Raw genomic sequence first — 14,628 nt, forward strand, 5'->3', positions numbered from 1 at the left:
ACCTCGGTCGCGATTCCAAATTGCCAAACGCCCTAGCCCAAAAAATCGCTTCCAATTCCCCCTTCACTCTTCACCATTCAACATTCCATGTCCTCCCTCACCGGAAAACGAATCACTCTCATCATCACTGGCAGCATCGCCGCCTACAAGGCGCTCGAGCTTATCCGTTTGCTCACCAAAGCCGGAGCCAGCGTAGAAGGCGTACTCACCGAAGGAGGAGCCGCCTTCATCACTCCCCTTTCCGTCGAAGCCCTCACCGGCAAGAAAGCCCATACCGCCATGTGGGACGAGCGCTCCTACGAGATGAACCACATCGAGCTCTCCCGCAGAGCCGACCTCATCGTAATTGCGCCCGCCACCGCCGGGATCATCGCCAAGATGGCCAACGGCATAGGAGACGACCTCGCCTCCTCCGTATTGCTCGCGAAAAACAAGCCGGTCCTGCTGGCTCCCAGCATGAATACCGAAATGTGGGAAAACGCCGCATTCCGACGCAACCTTGCCCAAGTTCAAGCCGACGGAGCCACCCTCGTGTCGCCACAAACCGACACCTTGGCCTGCGGCGAGACTGGCATCGGAAAGATGTCCGAGCCGGACACCATTCTTGCCGCCATCGAAACGCACTTCCGAGCAGCTCAAACACTCAGCGGCAAAACCGCCATCGTCACCACCGGCGGCACGATCGAACGTATCGACTCCGTTCGCTACATCAGCAACTTCTCCTCCGGAAAACAGGGCAACGCCATCGCCCTATCGCTCGCCCAATCCGGGGCCCAAGTTTCGCTCGTAAGCGGAAACACCAAAGATCCAGCCCCCAAGCATCCGAATATAAAAATCGTCCCTGTCGAATCCGCCGAGGAGATGAAAGAAGCCGTCGAGGCCAACCTCCCTGCTGACTTCTTTATCGGCTGCGCGGCCGTTTGCGATTTCCGCGTATCCAATAAATCTGACAAGAAGATAAAGAAAGAGGGCGGATTGGATCTGCGATTCGAAGAAAACCCCGATATAGCCAGAAGCGTCGGGACACTTCCCTCCGGCAAGCGACCAAAACTAGTTGTTGGCTTCGCTGCAGAAACCGAGGAATTGATCCCCTACGCAAAGAAGAAGCTGAAAAGCAAAGGCTGCGATCTGATCGTGGCAAACGACGTCAGCCAAGGAGCCGTTTTCGGCCAAGACCAAAACACGGTCCACTTCGTAACCAAAGATTCAGTACAAAAGCTCGAGACCCTCCCCAAACCCAAGGTAGCCAAGGCCATCGTCGACTGGATCAGAGAGCGAGCCTAGCACCAGAGGAGCAGCTGTTCCACCCGACCTAACTAGGTGGGACGGCCGCTCCGCGGGCGTATAACACAGCCTATACCCATACACCTCCGTCCCACACCCAAGGCCAATCCTCCGGGGTATCGCACAGTCCCAACACAACCGGATTCCTACGTATATAGTGGGCCTTTTCATCCAAGCTATCGTCATTACGAATCCGGTGATCAAAATATCCCTCTTGCCACTGAATGGAACTATGAGTGACATGGAAATGTTTCCATGCTCCCACAACTTTGCTCGTTTCCTTACTTGGATTGAATGAAATCAGGGCATGCAGGTGATCCGGCATCAGGAGCAACAGGCGACAGTTCCATACCAATCGCCTTTGGTAAAAGGCAACAGAATCAAAAATCGCTTTCCCAAGAGCCTCATTCACCAGAGAGCGAGCCCACCTTTTGTCAGTTCGTATCCGGATGTGAAAAACAGCTCCTTGACTCACCCAAGAGGGAACTACATGCGAAGGGCGTCGCAAGCGGGATTCCATGGAATAACTCCACAACGCGATCTGCTTCGCGTCAACGAACAATAGCACCCGCGGAGCGGCTGCTCCACCCAATCGTTCAAGGTGGGACGGCCGCTCCGCGGGCGTCTGTAACACCTACAAAAAGTCAGCGATATCCGGAAGCTCCCTCGCTCGCTTGCCGCCGGATGCCGTCTTCAAGAAGGGATCTTTGGATACATCACCCGCTATATCTTCCTCCCACTCATCCTCTTCGTCATCGTCTTCGAAGATTTCAGGCTTGTCGAATATGCGGCTGATGCGACGGGGTTGCGTATCCAAGACGAGGGAAGGATTCCCGACACGCCCTTTTTTGACGTATTCCCAAAGGCAGGGGAAACACTCCTCTTCATAGTGGTCGAGAAAGACTTTCATCTCCTTATTGCCAACGGTTTCGCGTCGCGCTAGCAGCACGACATCCGAAAAATGGATACAGCATTCGAACCAAGGAAACGCCTCTTTGTTTCCAATCGCGAGTTCGCTGTGCAACACGGTGATCACCCGTCCCAGCTCGCAACCGCTTTCAGGAAGCCAAGCGTGGAAGGCTTCCACGAAATCCGCAGGATCGGTCACCCCGTCCGCCACTAGAAAAACGAGATCCGTCCCCTCTTCCACGGTGCAACCGAGCTGCCCGTTTTCATAGACATAGGGAGCACTCGCCGCTTCGCGATGCTTCACCAGAAAGTCCGACGACGCAGCCTCCGCATCCTGGGAGCTGTGAAACAAGACCGACTTTTCTCCCTCTAACGAGCCGAACTCGACCAAGTCAGCGACAACGCGAAACTGGTCAGAACCTCTGCAACCGAGTACGAGATATACGATAGGCTTTGCCATGGCAGAGCGGTTGTTAGTCTTCGAAGGAGAACAATCGGTTCTGGGCGTGCTGGCGCATCATGTGGTCTACGATTACCAGATTCGCCATCGCTTCCACGATTGGAATAGCGCGTGGCACGACACACGGGTCGTGGCGACCGCGCCCCATCAAGGTCGTCTCTTCGCCTTGCAAGTCGACTGTGGCCTGCTCCTGCAAGATCGTAGCAGTAGGCTTGAAGGCGATGCGGAAGACGACGTCTTCCCCGTTGGTGATGCCTCCCTGAACGCCACCGGAAAGATTCGTCTTGGTGCGAACCTGGCCGTCACGGTTTTCGAAAAGGTCGTTGTGCTCGGATCCTTTCAGCAAAGTGCCTTCAAATCCGCTGCCCACCTCGAAGCCTTTCGTGGCAGGAAGCGAGAGCATGGCTTTAGCAAGATCGGCTTCGAAACGGTCGAAAACCGGCTCCCCCAATCCCACTGGTAGATTGCGTATCCGACATTCAACGACGCCTCCCACGGAATCTCCCTTGGAACGAGCTTCCTTGATACGCTCGACCATGCTTTCCGCAGTTGCCGCATCCGGGCAACGAACGATGTTCGCCTCGATCGCTGCCTCTGAAATCTCAACGCCCTCGGGCATGCTGATGTCGTGGATCCGCGACACGTAGGCCAAGGTCTCAACCTGGGAGGTCAGCTTCAAAATTTTCTTTGCGATAGCGCCGGCAGCCACGCGTCCGATCGTCTCGCGGGCCGAGGACCGCCCCCCGCCTTCAGGGTTTCGGTGACCGTATTTTGTCTGGTAGGTGTAGTCCGCGTGCGAGGGGCGAAATTTCTCCTTCATCTCGGAGTAGGCGCCTGGGCGGGCATCCTTGTTGAAGACGAGCATGGAAATGGGGGTTCCCGTCGTCTTGCCTTCGTAGACACCCGAAAGGATTTGCACCTGGTCGGCCTCCTTGCGCGGAGTCGTAATCTCGCTCTGTCCAGGACGGCGGCGGTCGAGCTCGGGCTGGATGTCAGCTTCGCTGAGCGGCAGGTTCGGAGGGCACCCGTCGATCACAACGCCGACGCCGCCCCCGTGGCTCTCGCCCCAGGTACTGATCGTGAATAGCTTGCCGAAAGTGTTAGGCATGGGCGGGACTGTACGAAGGTGCCCCTACGAATCAAGCCGCGATACGCCGCAATTATCGGGCGGGAAACGCTCACGGATCAAGTTGAGCCCAAGCCTGAAAACGGCCATTGGCGCGGCAAATGCGAAAAGCGGAGCCACAATATTCAAATCAACCGCTCATCGCAGCCTCAGGGCCAAGGCAGGATCGCAGGGCATTGCAAAACGCACGACAAAGCCATCGACCACCTCCGCAAGCTGCACGAAACAGAACCGCAAAACCAAACTCGCTATGCTCCAGATGTCATTCGCCTTTCTCGTGGTAGCTCTCCTCGCCGCCTTACTCGGCTTTTCCGGTATCGCGGGCACGGCCGCTGGCTTCGCTAAGATTCTGTTCGGAGTCTTTCTAGTGCTCTTCCTTATCTCACTGGTAGTCAGAACCTTGAACCGGACCTAGCTCCATTCTCCGCTCAACCGTCGCCCTCGCGACCTTCACTCACATCCCACGAAGATGAACGACGAAGCCGCGTCCTTTGAAGACGCCTACCACATCCTTATCGAGAAGCTGGTCCGCTGGTACGAGCTGCTAGTGAGCCACCTTCCGAACGCGGTCGCCGCCCTCGCCATTTTCGGGGTTTTCTTCCTCATGGCTTCCATCGCCCGCCGCGTGGGCGAGCGCCTGTTCGCTCGGGCCTTCGACACGGGAGCCATCGCACAGCTTGTCTCGACCATCTTGAAGATCGCCATCCTTCTGCTTGGCCTCTTCATCGGACTCGGGGTGCTTGGCCTGCAAAAAACAGTGCTTAGCCTCCTCGCCGGCGCGGGGATCGTCGGCATCGCCCTCGGTTTCGCGTTTCAGGACCTCGCGGAAAACCTGATCGCCGGCATCACCATGGGAATCCGAAAACCCTTCAAGACAGGGGACCTGATCGAGACGCACGGAGAGCTTGGCCACGTGCAAAGCCTCAACCTGCGCAACTCGATTCTCATCAACTTCAGCGGTCAGCGAATCATCATTCCCAACAAGGAGGTTTTCCAAAACAAGCTCGTCAACTACTCCCAAACCGGAGAGCGACGCGTAGAAATCTCCGTCGGAATCTCCTTCGACTCCGACATCGAAAACGCCGCCAAGGTCGCCAAAGAAGCCATCGAGGCCGACTGCGGCGACTGGCTCCACCCAGATAAGGAAGTCGAAGCCTACGCTCTCAGCTTTGACGCCTCCAGCATCGGACTGAAGGTTCGCTACTGGATCAAGTATCCGGGCGAAAAGACCTACTACGCGGCCATCCACGACGGAGTCGCGTCCATCAGGGAAGCGTTCCGCGAACATGAAATCGAGATCCCCTTTCCCGTCCGCACGCTGCAAACCAGCGAAAGACTCGCCCTGGAGATTCAGGAGAAGGAGTACGCCCATTCCTGAACAAAGCAAAATTTCGTCACAACAACATCCAACCAAAAATACTATGAAAAATAAGATCAAAACACTACTCGCCGCTCTCTTCGCCTCCGCTTCGCTCCTAGCCTTCGCCGGCTGCAGCAGCGACAGCGACGTCGGAGACAGCCTGGAAGAAGCCGCAGACGAGGCGAAGGACGCCACCAAGGATGCAGCCGAAGAAGTGAAGGAAGCCGGCGAAGAGATAGCCGACGGCGTGAAGGACGCCACCAACTAACTCGAAATTCCATAACGAAACACAAAAAGGCAGCGACCTCGGTCGCTGCCTTTTCCATATCCAAAATCCTATTACATGTAGGAAGGTCGGCCGCTTCGCCGACGCCATTTGCTACCTGTCTAAACTTGGTAATCCAGAGGTTCTTCGCTCATGGACTCGCCGCTTTCGATTTGCTGGTTCATCCCCAGAGCCGGCGAGCTCTCTCCGCAGGTGCCAACCGTCTTCGCCGGAACGCCCACCACCGTGCAGTGCGGCTTCACCGAACGCAGCACAACGCTGCCAGCGCCGATCTTGGCCCCCTCGCCGATCGTTATGTTGCCCAGCACCTTGGCACCGGCCGCTATCAGCACTCCGTTGCCCACCTTCGGGTGACGATCTCCCCGCTCCTTGCCGGTACCCCCCAGGGTAACGTTGTGCAGCAAGGAAACGTTGTCTCCCACCACCGCCGTTTCCCCAATGACGACCCCAGTCGCATGGTCGATCAAGATCCCCTTGCCGATCGTAGCGGCGGGGTGGATATCCACTCCGAACGTACGCGAAATCAACGACTGGAGATAAAGCGCCAAAGGACGGCGATCATCGTACCAGAGGTGGTTTGCGAACCGGTACGCCGAAAGGGCGCTGAAGCCCTTGAAAAACAAAAAAGGAGAAAGGTACCCGTTGGCTGCCGGGTCGCGATCCCGGACCGCTTGCAAATCGATGCGGATCGCCTCCCGCAACTTCTCGTCTTCCTCGAAAATTTCTAGGAACAGGTCGCGCAGGGTGATGCTCGGCAAAATCTCGTCCTTCAACTTGGAAGCCAAGGTGTAGCTCAAAGCCGATTCCAAGGACTTCTGTCCGAGGATGGTTTCCTGGAGATAGGCCACCAGCAAGCGTTCCGAGTCCGCCGCCGCTTCCGCCTCCTCGCGCAGAGATTTCCAGATTGCTTCAAGTTGTTCTGTCATAGGGCCCTTTTCCAGTTGGAACGCGGACAGTAGGAGTCGGACTGCGCCGCGCCAAACGAAATCTCCGAGCCAATTTCCCTGCGATTCCCCGAAGTTTAAAAACTTGTCGCATATTTCTGTGACAATTAGCCGACCGCATAGCGTCCATACTCGCGTCCTGCAAAGCTAGGAAACATTAATCTATTACTGGACTTTTACGCCTTTGCCCATTGTTTCACATCAAACTTCACGAAACCAACTAGAATCATGATAAGACTATCATCTCTCAGCCTCGCCGCGGCACTACTTGTGAGCTTCGCGTCAGCAGACACCATCGTCACAAAAGACGGATCGACCATCAACGGTAAGGTCCTCGGCATCGACGGAGGCAAGATCTCGCTCAAGACCGACTTCGCTGGAAAAATCACCATCGACCAAAAGTTGGTCGAATCCATCAGCACCGACGAAGACGTCGCCCTTTCCCTGGAAGACGGCACCGTCGTGCAAGGTCCTGTTAGCGGTCAAGGCGGTTCGCTCGTCGTGAAAGGCGCCAACGGTACCGTCACCAGCACCGTCGCCTCCATCGACGAAACCTGGATGCCTGGCCAAAAGAGCCCCAGCCAAATCGCAGCCGAACGCAAGTGGGCCTACGAGGCCGCCTTCGACCTCACCGGCAAGAGCGGCAACAAGGACTCGACCGGCATGGGCACTCAGTTCCGCGCCACCTTGGCTGGAGAGCAAGATACCCTCGCCTTCTTCGCCCGCGCCAACTTCCAGGAAGTAGACGGAGACAAGAGCGCTGACGAAGCCCGCGGCGGCGTCGACTACGCCAACAACTTCGGCAAGAACTACAACTGGTACGTCCGTACCGAGTTCGGCTACGACGCCATCAAGGACATCGACCAGTTCTTCACCGTCGCAGCCGGTTTCGGCTACGGCTTCTTCAATACCGACACCCGCAAGCTCAACGTCCGCGCCGGTCTCGGTTACCTCTCCGAAAACTACGGCGTCAAGCCAGACCTCAGCGCTGCGAGCTTCGACCTCGGACTCACTCACAGAGAAAAGCTGAAGTGGGGTACATGGACCAACCGCGCCACTTACACTCCGACCCTCGAAGACTTCGGCAACTTCCGCCTCGTGTACGACACGAGCCTTGAGCTTCCGCTCAAGTCCGAGGGATGGAGCGTGCGTACCGGTCTCAACTTCGACTACAACAGCGAAGTCATCGGCACCGAGAAGGAACTCGATACCACCTACTACATTCGCATGGTCTTGAAGTGGCTCTAAGCTCTTCCACCAGAAACAAATTTCAATCCGAAGCCGCGTTCCCTCAGGGACGCGGCTTTTTCTTTTGCCCAAGGTGGAACAGCCGCTCCGCGGGTGTCCCTCAGGCTCCAGCGCTTCACTCTGCCGTCCCTGAAACGCCTCGTCTCCGCAGGCGTGAACACCTCAAATTCCAGCCTCCCAAGCTCCACTTTCCAGCCCCAAAAAGAGAGCCATCGCCTCGACCTCAGCTTCCGCCAAACTTCGAAACGCTTTCCCGCGAGGACGCTTGCCCACGTATCCAAAATCTACTTTCAAGCGCCCACTTTCCACCTTGGCATTCGCCCAACCAATCACTCGGTCCACCCAGAGCAACGGCATCGCATAGTAGCCACGCTCCCGCTTAGCGGCAGGCACATAAGCTTCAAAGCGATAGCTCCAACCCCAAAGCTGCTCGAAGCGTTCCCGATTCCGCACCAAAGGGTCGAAAGGCGCCAAGATTCGCACTCGCTCCGGCACCTCCTCGTTCTGCCATTCCTCGCGTATCCAAACATAGGGAACCCCTTCGACCTCAAGAGCGTGAAGCGCCCCCTCCTCCAGCAAGCGGTTCACTAAATCCAAGCGTTCTTTCCGCGTATCCAAAAGTTGCCGATGGTAGCCCAACTCTTGGAGAAGGAAACGCGCCGATGTGGGTCCAAAAACATGCGCCGTCGTCAAGAGGAGATTTCGATATCGCTCGACCGGAGAAAGCGGAGCGTCTACTCCCTTGGGTGGCACTTGGTAAACGCGCACTCCATTATCCCGACGACACACCCTCAAAAATCCGTCGTCGTGCAAGTCTTCAAGAATGCGCTTGGTCGCCTTTGAACGACCACCCCAATAATTCCGCACCGACTCCTTTCCGAACCGCTCGTCCAAATCCCGAGGGTGAACGTCGCCGCGTTCAGCGACCGCAGCCAATACTTCGCGTTCACGTTCTCCCAGCTCCGCAGTCGATCGCCTGCTCGCGCTTCGCCAAACATCCGGGCGCATGAACCCATAAGCAAAAAGGTATCCTTCCTCCGCCTCCATCTTGGGAAACTGACGCTCAAACTCACCCGCCGCATACCCCGCAACCCGCTGCCGCAAGATCAAGTCCTGAGCTCTGGCTGGACAGCGAATGGGATCCGCCTGCACAAACGCCAGCTCCGCCAAAGCTGTATCCAGATCCGGATACATCGAAAAAGAGCCAGCAACCACACGTCGCCTGAATTCCGCGAGCCCCAGTTTTTCAACGTAGGGCGGCGCTTTGACTCGCGAACGCGCTGCAAGATCCCCGCGACCCTTCGTCACAACAAACTACCAAGCTGGTAGACCAACACCGCGGCGACCCATGCCAAAGTCGTCATGAAAACGAAAGAGAACACGCCATACTTCCAGCTCGTCTCTTGCGAAATGATAGCGACGGTAGCGCCGCACTGCTGGCAGAGCGCGAAGAACACCATGATAGCCGAAACCACAGGGATCGTAAAGATCGGCTGCCCTGCCCTCTCGCCCTCCTGCCACTTCTGGTTCGCCATTACGTCACGCAGGTCGCCGCTCTCCTCGTCGACATCGCCGCCTAGGCTGTAGATGATTCCCAAGGTCGAAATAATGACCTCACGCGCCGGGAAGCTGGCAATCACCCCAACCGTGATCTTCCAGTCGAAGCCAGCCCAAGCGAAAACGGGCTGTACCGTTTTCCCTATCCTTCCCAAGTAACTCTGCTCGATGTAGGCGGAATCAATCTTACGTTCGAGGGCGGCCGCAGATTCTTCGTCCGCCTCGAGCAAGGCCTCCACTTCAGCCGTAGTCATTCCCTTCTCCGCCGCCGCGTTGGCGACGTATTCAAGCCTTACTTGCTCTGCAAGCTCCTCGCTGCGCGGGAAGTACAGCAAGGCCCAGATGACGATGGTGATTGCAAAGATGACGGTGCCCGCGTTCTTGACGAACTCCTTCCCCTGGGTGTACATGCGCATCAAAACGTCGCGAACCTTCGGCACTTGGTAAGACGGCATTTCGAGAACAAAAGGCTGAGGCGGAATCTTGAGGATGTATTTGTTCGCAACATACACGAACGGCATGGCTACCAAGAGCCCGACAAAGTGCATGGCAAACAAGCTGGCACCAGCGACGGCCGCTCCGTAGCGCGGTTCGATAAAAGCTCCGATCATCAGCACGTAAACCGGCAAACGAGCCGAGCAGCTCATGAACGGCGCGAGCAAGATCGTGATGACCCGGGCCTTGGGATCCTGAATGGTGCGCGTCGCCATCACGCCTGGAATGGCGCAAGCATAGCTGGAGAGCAGCGGCACGAAACTTTTGCCAGACAGGCCGCACCAACTGAAAAGCTTGTCCATCAGAAAAGCCGCTCGAGCCATGTATCCAGTATCTTCCAACAAGGTTATGAAGAAGAAAAGGATCAGGATTTGCGGGAGAAAGATGACAACCGCTCCCACGCCTTCCACGATACCATCCGTGGCCAAGCTCTGCAGCATGGGCCATTGGGTAAGAAAGCTTCCCACTTGATCCTGCACCAGCCCCTTCCCCGCGTCGATCAAGTCCATAAACGGCCCTGCCCAACTGTAGACCGATTGGAAGACCACGTACATCAATCCAAGAAAAGCGAGCAAGCCCCAGACCTTGTGCGTCAGGATAGAGTCGATCGACTCGCTTCCGCTCCCCGTCCGGGTCGTATCCAATTCGATGCAAGGGGCGATTCTCTCCTTAATCTGCCGGTACAGCAAAACCGTTTCCGCATTGCCCGGATTCAAGCCTCCTTTGAAAAGCTTCTGCCGCCCCGCCTCGATCGCATTCCCAGCTTCTTCCGAGCTGGCGCCCTGCCGCACGAAAAAACTGCGATCCTCGTCGAAGACGCTACGGTGCAAGACCGCTCGCGTCGCCTTGGGCTGCACCGATTCCGGCAAAGCGGAGCGGGCTGCCTCCAAGGCAGCCTCCACCGACTTGGGCCACTCGGCCTCGACCATGTGCGGCTTCGAGACCAACGCCCCCGCCACGACTTCCTTGAGCTCGGTGATGCCCTCGGCTCGAGCAGCGGAAATAGGCACTACCGGGACGCCCAATGCCTGGCCCAGGGCCTTCATGTCGATGCGGATGTTTCGCTTGCGAGCCGAATCCCAATGATTGACCGCGACCACCATGGGGATACCCAATTGGGCAGTCTGGTAGGCGAGAAACAAATTCCGTTGCAGGTTGGTGGCATCGGCGATGAAGAGCACCAGGTCCGGACGTTCCACCGTCTCCATCTCCCCCAACAAAGCATCTACAACCACCCGTTCGTCCGGCGAGTCCGCCGCCAGGCTGTAGGTCCCCGGCAGGTCTATGATTTCGGCAATGTTCTTGCCGTACACCATGCGACCCACCTTGCGCTGGACCGTCACGCCCGGATAGTTGCCCACCTTCTGGCGCAGCCCCGTGAGGCAATTGAAAAGAGTGCTCTTGCCCGTGTTTGGGTTTCCTAGAAGAGCAATTCGTACCATTCCGCCCTCGGACGGGATTTTTTCATCTGCCACAATCTGAATGCGTCGAAACTCGAAGCTAAATCGCCTGCACCGTGATCTGGGCCGCGTCCACCCGACGCAAGCTGAGATGGCGCCCATCCACTTCCAATGCGATAGGATCGCCCAGAGGAGCCGCCTTCACGAATCTCACCGTCGTCCCCGGCATCAGTCCCAGCTCCATCAAGCGCCTCGCCGCAGCGAAACGCGGCATGTAGCAACTAATGCGAGCGGACTGTCCCTGAGTAAGATCGTTAAGCGTTTTCAATTTTTGTGCTCCCCTGAAAGATTTGATGCTTGTTGAGAACGAGTTTCAGTATAGATTAGCGGAAGTCAACTTGGATTTTGCAGGCATATGAACATCACAGCTGAAACCCTTGTCGTGGCCGCCATCGTGCTGCTCGCCGGAACCTATCTGGTCCGGCGCTACCTCCGCAACCGACGGGCAAAGGCCGAAAGCCCTTGCGGCGGCGGCACCTGCGGTTGCTCCGCAGCTAAGCCCCCAGCCCGCTCCCGCTGAAGGTCCTGCGGGCAGCCGCTAGCAGCTAAGACGCGAAACGCTAAGGCGTACCGGCGAGACGCCCCAGGAACGCATTTCGGATCCCGCTAAAAAGCGCTTGCGCGCCGCCACCAATTCATATTTCGTTTCGCCCTTCTCAACACCTGCCCAGGTGGTGGAATTGGTAGACACGCATGATTCAGGTTCATGTGCCGCGAGGCGTGGAGGTTCGAGTCCTCTTCTGGGCACCAAAAAATAGGCCGCGTTTAGCGGCCTTTTTTTTGTGTACAGAAACTGAGGACGAGAACCTCCACGAGGTTCGACGCAGCGAAGCGGAGGTGGGCAATGCGAAGCATTGGGGCAAAGCCCTGAGCAGAGCGAATCAATCCTCTTCTGGGCACCAGTCTTCGTTCGGAGCGAAGCGCAGATCGAAGACTGTCGCGGCGTAGCTCTCAGGCGAAGCCGGACCCCGATCCCCAACCACTCCCCAGCTCCGAACTACGCCTCGGCAAGCCAAATGGAATTCCACTACGTTTACATCCTGGAGAGTTTGTCCAAGCCCGAAACCTACTACGTCGGACTAACCTAAAATCTCAAAGTCCGCCTCTCAAAACACAACCGCGGCGAAGTCAGCCACACCGCGACGAATACAGCTTGGAAAATCAAAAACGCATTCGCTTTCGAGAATCGCGAGAAAGCTGCAGCGTTCGAACGCTACCTGAAAACCCATTCGGGTAGGGCTTTCGCCAAAAAACACTTTTAACGAAAAAAGGCCGCCTCACGCGGCCTTTCTCTCACTCAAGCTCGAACCGCTATCTCAGCCGCAGGATCGTCAACGAGTTCGCCGGGAAAGATCGATCGAAGCGGCTCCCCACACTGCCACTCTCCTCCTCGGGAACCGCGACCGGAGCTTCCCCGTCCCGATTGACCGCGCTCGCAACCTCGTGGGCAAAGATGATAGCTCGCATTCGGAACTGCCTCTGTGCAGCCGAGCTCAAGTCAATCGTCGCTGAGATAGCCTCCGACTCGCCGTTGACCACTTTCACGATAGTGTCGGCCGACTCGGAATCGTGAACCACGGAGGCCGCCAGCTTTTTGCCTTCAGCCAATCCGGATACACGAAACGGCAAAGCGAAATCTCCGGCGTTAACGCTGAACAAGCGCTGCACCTCGTAGTTTAAAGACGGATACACCTCCGTCGCGTCAAAGTAAATCAGGTCCGGGCGCCACTGCGTATGTCCACGACGCGAGAGAAGCGGTGCGTACGAGGCGAAGCGTACGATGTCCGCATTACGCTCGAAGCTCACCAAGCCCGCCGCCTCGGCGATCGCGGAACGCATCGTGTTGGCACGGTCTGGTTCGTGGGCTGCGTACTCGCCGATGTAAACTTCCGCGCTCTCCCGGTCGTAAGCATCGTATCGCTGTTGGTTTTCCCAGAACCAATTCGGCTCCACGTAGTAATGCTCGTCGATGATGTCCAAATCGAGTTCCCGCGAAAATTCCCAACCGTTGTCGTAGTCCTCCCCGCTCGCGAAAGGTCCCACCGTTCCGACGACCACGATTTCAGGATGACGTTTCGCGATCGCATCTCGAATCATCTTGAAGCGTACCTTGAAGATCGAGGTGATTGCGTCCTCGTTCCCCACTCCCAGATACTTCAGTCCAAAGGGTTCCGGATGTCCGGCCGCTGCTCGCACCGCACCCCATTCTGAATCAGCGGGACCATTCGCCCACTCGATCAAATCCAAGACGTCATCGATGTAATCGGGCATTTCGTCCAGCGGCAGCCCCTCCTGCCCACGGTTCGGGCTGTCGCCGGCGTGCTGGCAGCACACCCCAGCCGAGACCACGGGAATCGGGATCGCGCCCATGTCCTCGCAAAACTGGAAGTACTCGAAGTAGCCTAACCCAAGCGTCTGGTGGTAGCCCCAGGAATTGCGGAAGGCTTTGCGCTGCTCCACCGGCCCCACGCTGTCCTTCCAGTCATAGTACTGATGGATTCCCTGCCCATGCACCAGACACCCTCCCGGGAAACGCATAAACTTGGGCTCCAGGTCGGCGATCGACTGGGCCAAGTCCTTGCGCAAGCCATTCTTGCGACCCGAGAAGGTGTCATGGGGAAACAACGACACCATATCGATGGCGACCCCTCCCGCCTTCTGGGCAAGCAAAACGAAACGCGCCTTGTCGGTCGACTTGATCGGCACCAAGGTCGCGCTGTGTTGAGTCCATTCTCGCCCCGCGATTAAAAACTCCGCCTCCGCGATCACTTCGCCCGCTTCGTTTTCGAGGCGCGCCAGCATCGGCATCGGCTGCTCTTCCTCTTCCTGAGCACCACCCCACTTCCTTCCCATGTAGGCCTGGTAAGCCCAAAACGAAGCTTCATAGGCCTCGCCCGCCTCGACCGGAATCTGGTCAAATCCCTCGTTCGCAATCCCCACACCCACACCAGCCGCCTCGACATTGAGCAGCAGATAGTGCGGATTGTTAACGTGCACCGGGCGGGCGTTGCCGAGCCCCAATCGTCCTTTGCCGCCCTCGGATTCGACCAGGTCCCAAAAGGAGAACGGCCCCCAGCTCGCTTGCTCGGTCGCGCTGTATTCAAAAGATCGATTCTGGATCAGCTCCGCATAGAGCCCGCCATCCGCCGCATAGTTGAGGTCCTCATAGAAAATCCCCACCAAGTCCGTGCTAATCGCTTTCTTCTCCGCTTTGAGATCAACCTTAAGTTCGACAGCGGCAGCTGCTATTTGCGAGGAAGTCAAAAGAGCGGCGGCCAAGGACGGCCGAAAAAGCGAACGAATCCGAGAAAAGAAACGGGGGCGGAGGGCGGGGTAAGTCATAGGAAGCTTCTCTCAGTTGGGGTTAACAATCGAAATGATAGACTCCTATTAAACAGAAGGTAGCGTGCACGCTTCGAGCCCTATCTCCTTCTGACCGTGCGAGTCCACTCCACCTATAGAGCGTCGGGCATCGCCTCGTCGGAAGGTTCCCGCCTCG

At 57.1% G+C, this 14,628-nt stretch carries 13 protein-coding genes, 1 tRNA gene and 1 pseudogene; 8 read left to right on the forward strand and 7 right to left on the reverse strand.

Features of this window, described 5'->3' with window-relative positions:
• The first annotated feature begins 87 nt into the window (after positions 1-87).
• Positions 88-1,284 (forward strand): bifunctional phosphopantothenoylcysteine decarboxylase/phosphopantothenate--cysteine ligase CoaBC, encoded by a 1,197-nt coding sequence (gene coaBC, locus IEN85_RS03455; protein ID WP_191615669.1) that lies wholly within the window; start codon positions 88-90, stop codon positions 1,282-1,284.
• Between the two features lie 634 nt (positions 1,285-1,918).
• Here coaBC and IEN85_RS03465 read toward each other — a convergent pair.
• Positions 1,919-2,653 carry a hypothetical protein gene (locus IEN85_RS03465; protein WP_191615671.1) on the reverse strand — a complete coding sequence of 245 codons (735 nt, stop codon included), beginning with the start codon at positions 2,651-2,653 and terminating at the stop codon, positions 1,919-1,921.
• A gap of 13 nt (positions 2,654-2,666) precedes the next feature.
• Positions 2,667-3,761 (reverse strand): chorismate synthase, encoded by a 1,095-nt coding sequence (aroC, locus tag IEN85_RS03470; RefSeq protein ID WP_191615672.1) that lies wholly within the window; start codon positions 3,759-3,761, stop codon positions 2,667-2,669.
• Between the two features lie 268 nt (positions 3,762-4,029).
• On the opposite strand from aroC, the gene IEN85_RS03475 reads away from it, so the two are divergent.
• From IEN85_RS03475 to IEN85_RS03485, 3 genes are read left to right on the forward strand one after another with little or no spacing between them, the layout of a single operon-like run.
• Positions 4,030-4,194: a DUF1328 domain-containing protein gene (locus IEN85_RS03475; protein ID WP_191615673.1), complete on the forward strand. Its 165-nt coding sequence runs from the start codon at positions 4,030-4,032 to the stop codon at positions 4,192-4,194.
• A 54-nt stretch (positions 4,195-4,248) separates the two neighbouring features.
• Positions 4,249-5,157 carry a mechanosensitive ion channel family protein gene (locus IEN85_RS03480; RefSeq protein WP_191615674.1) on the forward strand — a complete coding sequence of 303 codons (909 nt, stop codon included), beginning with the start codon at positions 4,249-4,251 and terminating at the stop codon, positions 5,155-5,157.
• A 43-nt stretch (positions 5,158-5,200) separates the two neighbouring features.
• Entirely contained in the window at positions 5,201-5,407 is a 207-nt protein-coding gene (locus IEN85_RS03485; RefSeq protein WP_191615675.1) for a type II toxin-antitoxin system HicB family antitoxin, read from the forward strand.
• A gap of 119 nt (positions 5,408-5,526) precedes the next feature.
• On the opposite strand, the gene cysE is transcribed toward IEN85_RS03485, so the two are convergent.
• Positions 5,527-6,351, reverse strand: a complete 825-nt coding sequence (gene cysE / locus IEN85_RS03490) for a serine O-acetyltransferase (protein WP_191615676.1) — start codon at positions 6,349-6,351, stop codon at positions 5,527-5,529.
• A gap of 246 nt (positions 6,352-6,597) precedes the next feature.
• Between cysE and IEN85_RS03495 the strand changes: the two genes are divergently transcribed.
• Positions 6,598-7,617: a DUF481 domain-containing protein gene (locus IEN85_RS03495; RefSeq protein ID WP_191615677.1), complete on the forward strand. Its 1,020-nt coding sequence runs from the start codon at positions 6,598-6,600 to the stop codon at positions 7,615-7,617.
• A 162-nt stretch (positions 7,618-7,779) separates the two neighbouring features.
• Here the strand turns inward: IEN85_RS03495 and IEN85_RS03500 are convergent, their stop codons facing one another.
• The 3 genes from IEN85_RS03500 to IEN85_RS03510 all read right to left on the reverse strand — a co-directional run bounded on the left by IEN85_RS03500 (position 7,780) and on the right by IEN85_RS03510 (position 11,397).
• Positions 7,780-8,811 (reverse strand): DNA glycosylase AlkZ-like family protein, encoded by a 1,032-nt coding sequence (locus tag IEN85_RS03500; RefSeq protein WP_191615678.1) that lies wholly within the window; start codon positions 8,809-8,811, stop codon positions 7,780-7,782.
• Positions 8,812-8,921: 110 nt separating this feature from the next.
• Positions 8,922-11,144: a ferrous iron transport protein B gene (gene feoB, locus IEN85_RS03505; RefSeq protein ID WP_191615679.1), complete on the reverse strand. Its 2,223-nt coding sequence runs from the start codon at positions 11,142-11,144 to the stop codon at positions 8,922-8,924.
• A 25-nt stretch (positions 11,145-11,169) separates the two neighbouring features.
• Positions 11,170-11,397 (reverse strand): FeoA family protein, encoded by a 228-nt coding sequence (locus tag IEN85_RS03510; protein ID WP_191615680.1) that lies wholly within the window; start codon positions 11,395-11,397, stop codon positions 11,170-11,172.
• 87 nt (positions 11,398-11,484) lie between these two features.
• Between IEN85_RS03510 and IEN85_RS03515 the strand changes: the two genes are divergently transcribed.
• From IEN85_RS03515 to IEN85_RS24865, 3 genes and pseudogenes are all read left to right on the forward strand, one after another.
• The gene (locus IEN85_RS03515) at positions 11,485-11,649 is read left to right on the forward strand and encodes a FeoB-associated Cys-rich membrane protein (RefSeq protein WP_191615681.1); all 165 of its coding nucleotides are present in this window, start codon (positions 11,485-11,487) and stop codon (positions 11,647-11,649) included.
• Between the two features lie 145 nt (positions 11,650-11,794).
• A tRNA-Leu gene (locus IEN85_RS03520) sits at positions 11,795-11,879 on the forward strand.
• 350 nt (positions 11,880-12,229) lie between these two features.
• Positions 12,230-12,391, forward strand: a pseudogene (locus tag IEN85_RS24865) (GIY-YIG nuclease family protein); the annotation flags it as partial.
• 49 nt (positions 12,392-12,440) lie between these two features.
• Here IEN85_RS24865 and IEN85_RS03525 read toward each other — a convergent pair.
• A complete protein-coding gene (locus tag IEN85_RS03525) occupies positions 12,441-14,471 on the reverse strand; it encodes an alpha-L-arabinofuranosidase C-terminal domain-containing protein (protein WP_191615682.1) in 2,031 nt (676 codons plus the stop codon).
• Between the last annotated feature and the right edge of the window lie 157 nt (positions 14,472-14,628).

The sequence above is a fragment of the Pelagicoccus enzymogenes genome, from assembly GCF_014803405.1.
Classification (GTDB): Bacteria; Verrucomicrobiota; Verrucomicrobiia; order Opitutales; family Opitutaceae; genus Pelagicoccus; species Pelagicoccus enzymogenes.

What these genes read in the sequence shown, in the direction of transcription:
- coaBC (WP_191615669.1), top strand. Translation starts at nt 88, where the DNA reads ATGTCCTCCCTCACCGGAAAACGAATCACTCTCATCATCACTGGCAGC.
- IEN85_RS03465 (WP_191615671.1), bottom strand. Translation starts at nt 2,653, where the DNA reads ATGGCAAAGCCTATCGTATATCTCGTACTCGGTTGCAGAGGTTCTGAC.
- aroC (WP_191615672.1), bottom strand. Translation starts at nt 3,761, where the DNA reads ATGCCTAACACTTTCGGCAAGCTATTCACGATCAGTACCTGGGGCGAG.
- IEN85_RS03475 (WP_191615673.1), top strand. Translation starts at nt 4,030, where the DNA reads ATGCTCCAGATGTCATTCGCCTTTCTCGTGGTAGCTCTCCTCGCCGCC.
- IEN85_RS03480 (WP_191615674.1), top strand. Translation starts at nt 4,249, where the DNA reads ATGAACGACGAAGCCGCGTCCTTTGAAGACGCCTACCACATCCTTATC.
- IEN85_RS03485 (WP_191615675.1), top strand. Translation starts at nt 5,201, where the DNA reads ATGAAAAATAAGATCAAAACACTACTCGCCGCTCTCTTCGCCTCCGCT.
- cysE (WP_191615676.1), bottom strand. Translation starts at nt 6,351, where the DNA reads ATGACAGAACAACTTGAAGCAATCTGGAAATCTCTGCGCGAGGAGGCG.
- IEN85_RS03495 (WP_191615677.1), top strand. Translation starts at nt 6,598, where the DNA reads ATGATAAGACTATCATCTCTCAGCCTCGCCGCGGCACTACTTGTGAGC.
- IEN85_RS03500 (WP_191615678.1), bottom strand. Translation starts at nt 8,811, where the DNA reads ATGTATCCGGATCTGGATACAGCTTTGGCGGAGCTGGCGTTTGTGCAG.
- IEN85_RS03515 (WP_191615681.1), top strand. Translation starts at nt 11,485, where the DNA reads ATGAACATCACAGCTGAAACCCTTGTCGTGGCCGCCATCGTGCTGCTC.
- IEN85_RS03525 (WP_191615682.1), bottom strand. Translation starts at nt 14,471, where the DNA reads ATGACTTACCCCGCCCTCCGCCCCCGTTTCTTTTCTCGGATTCGTTCG.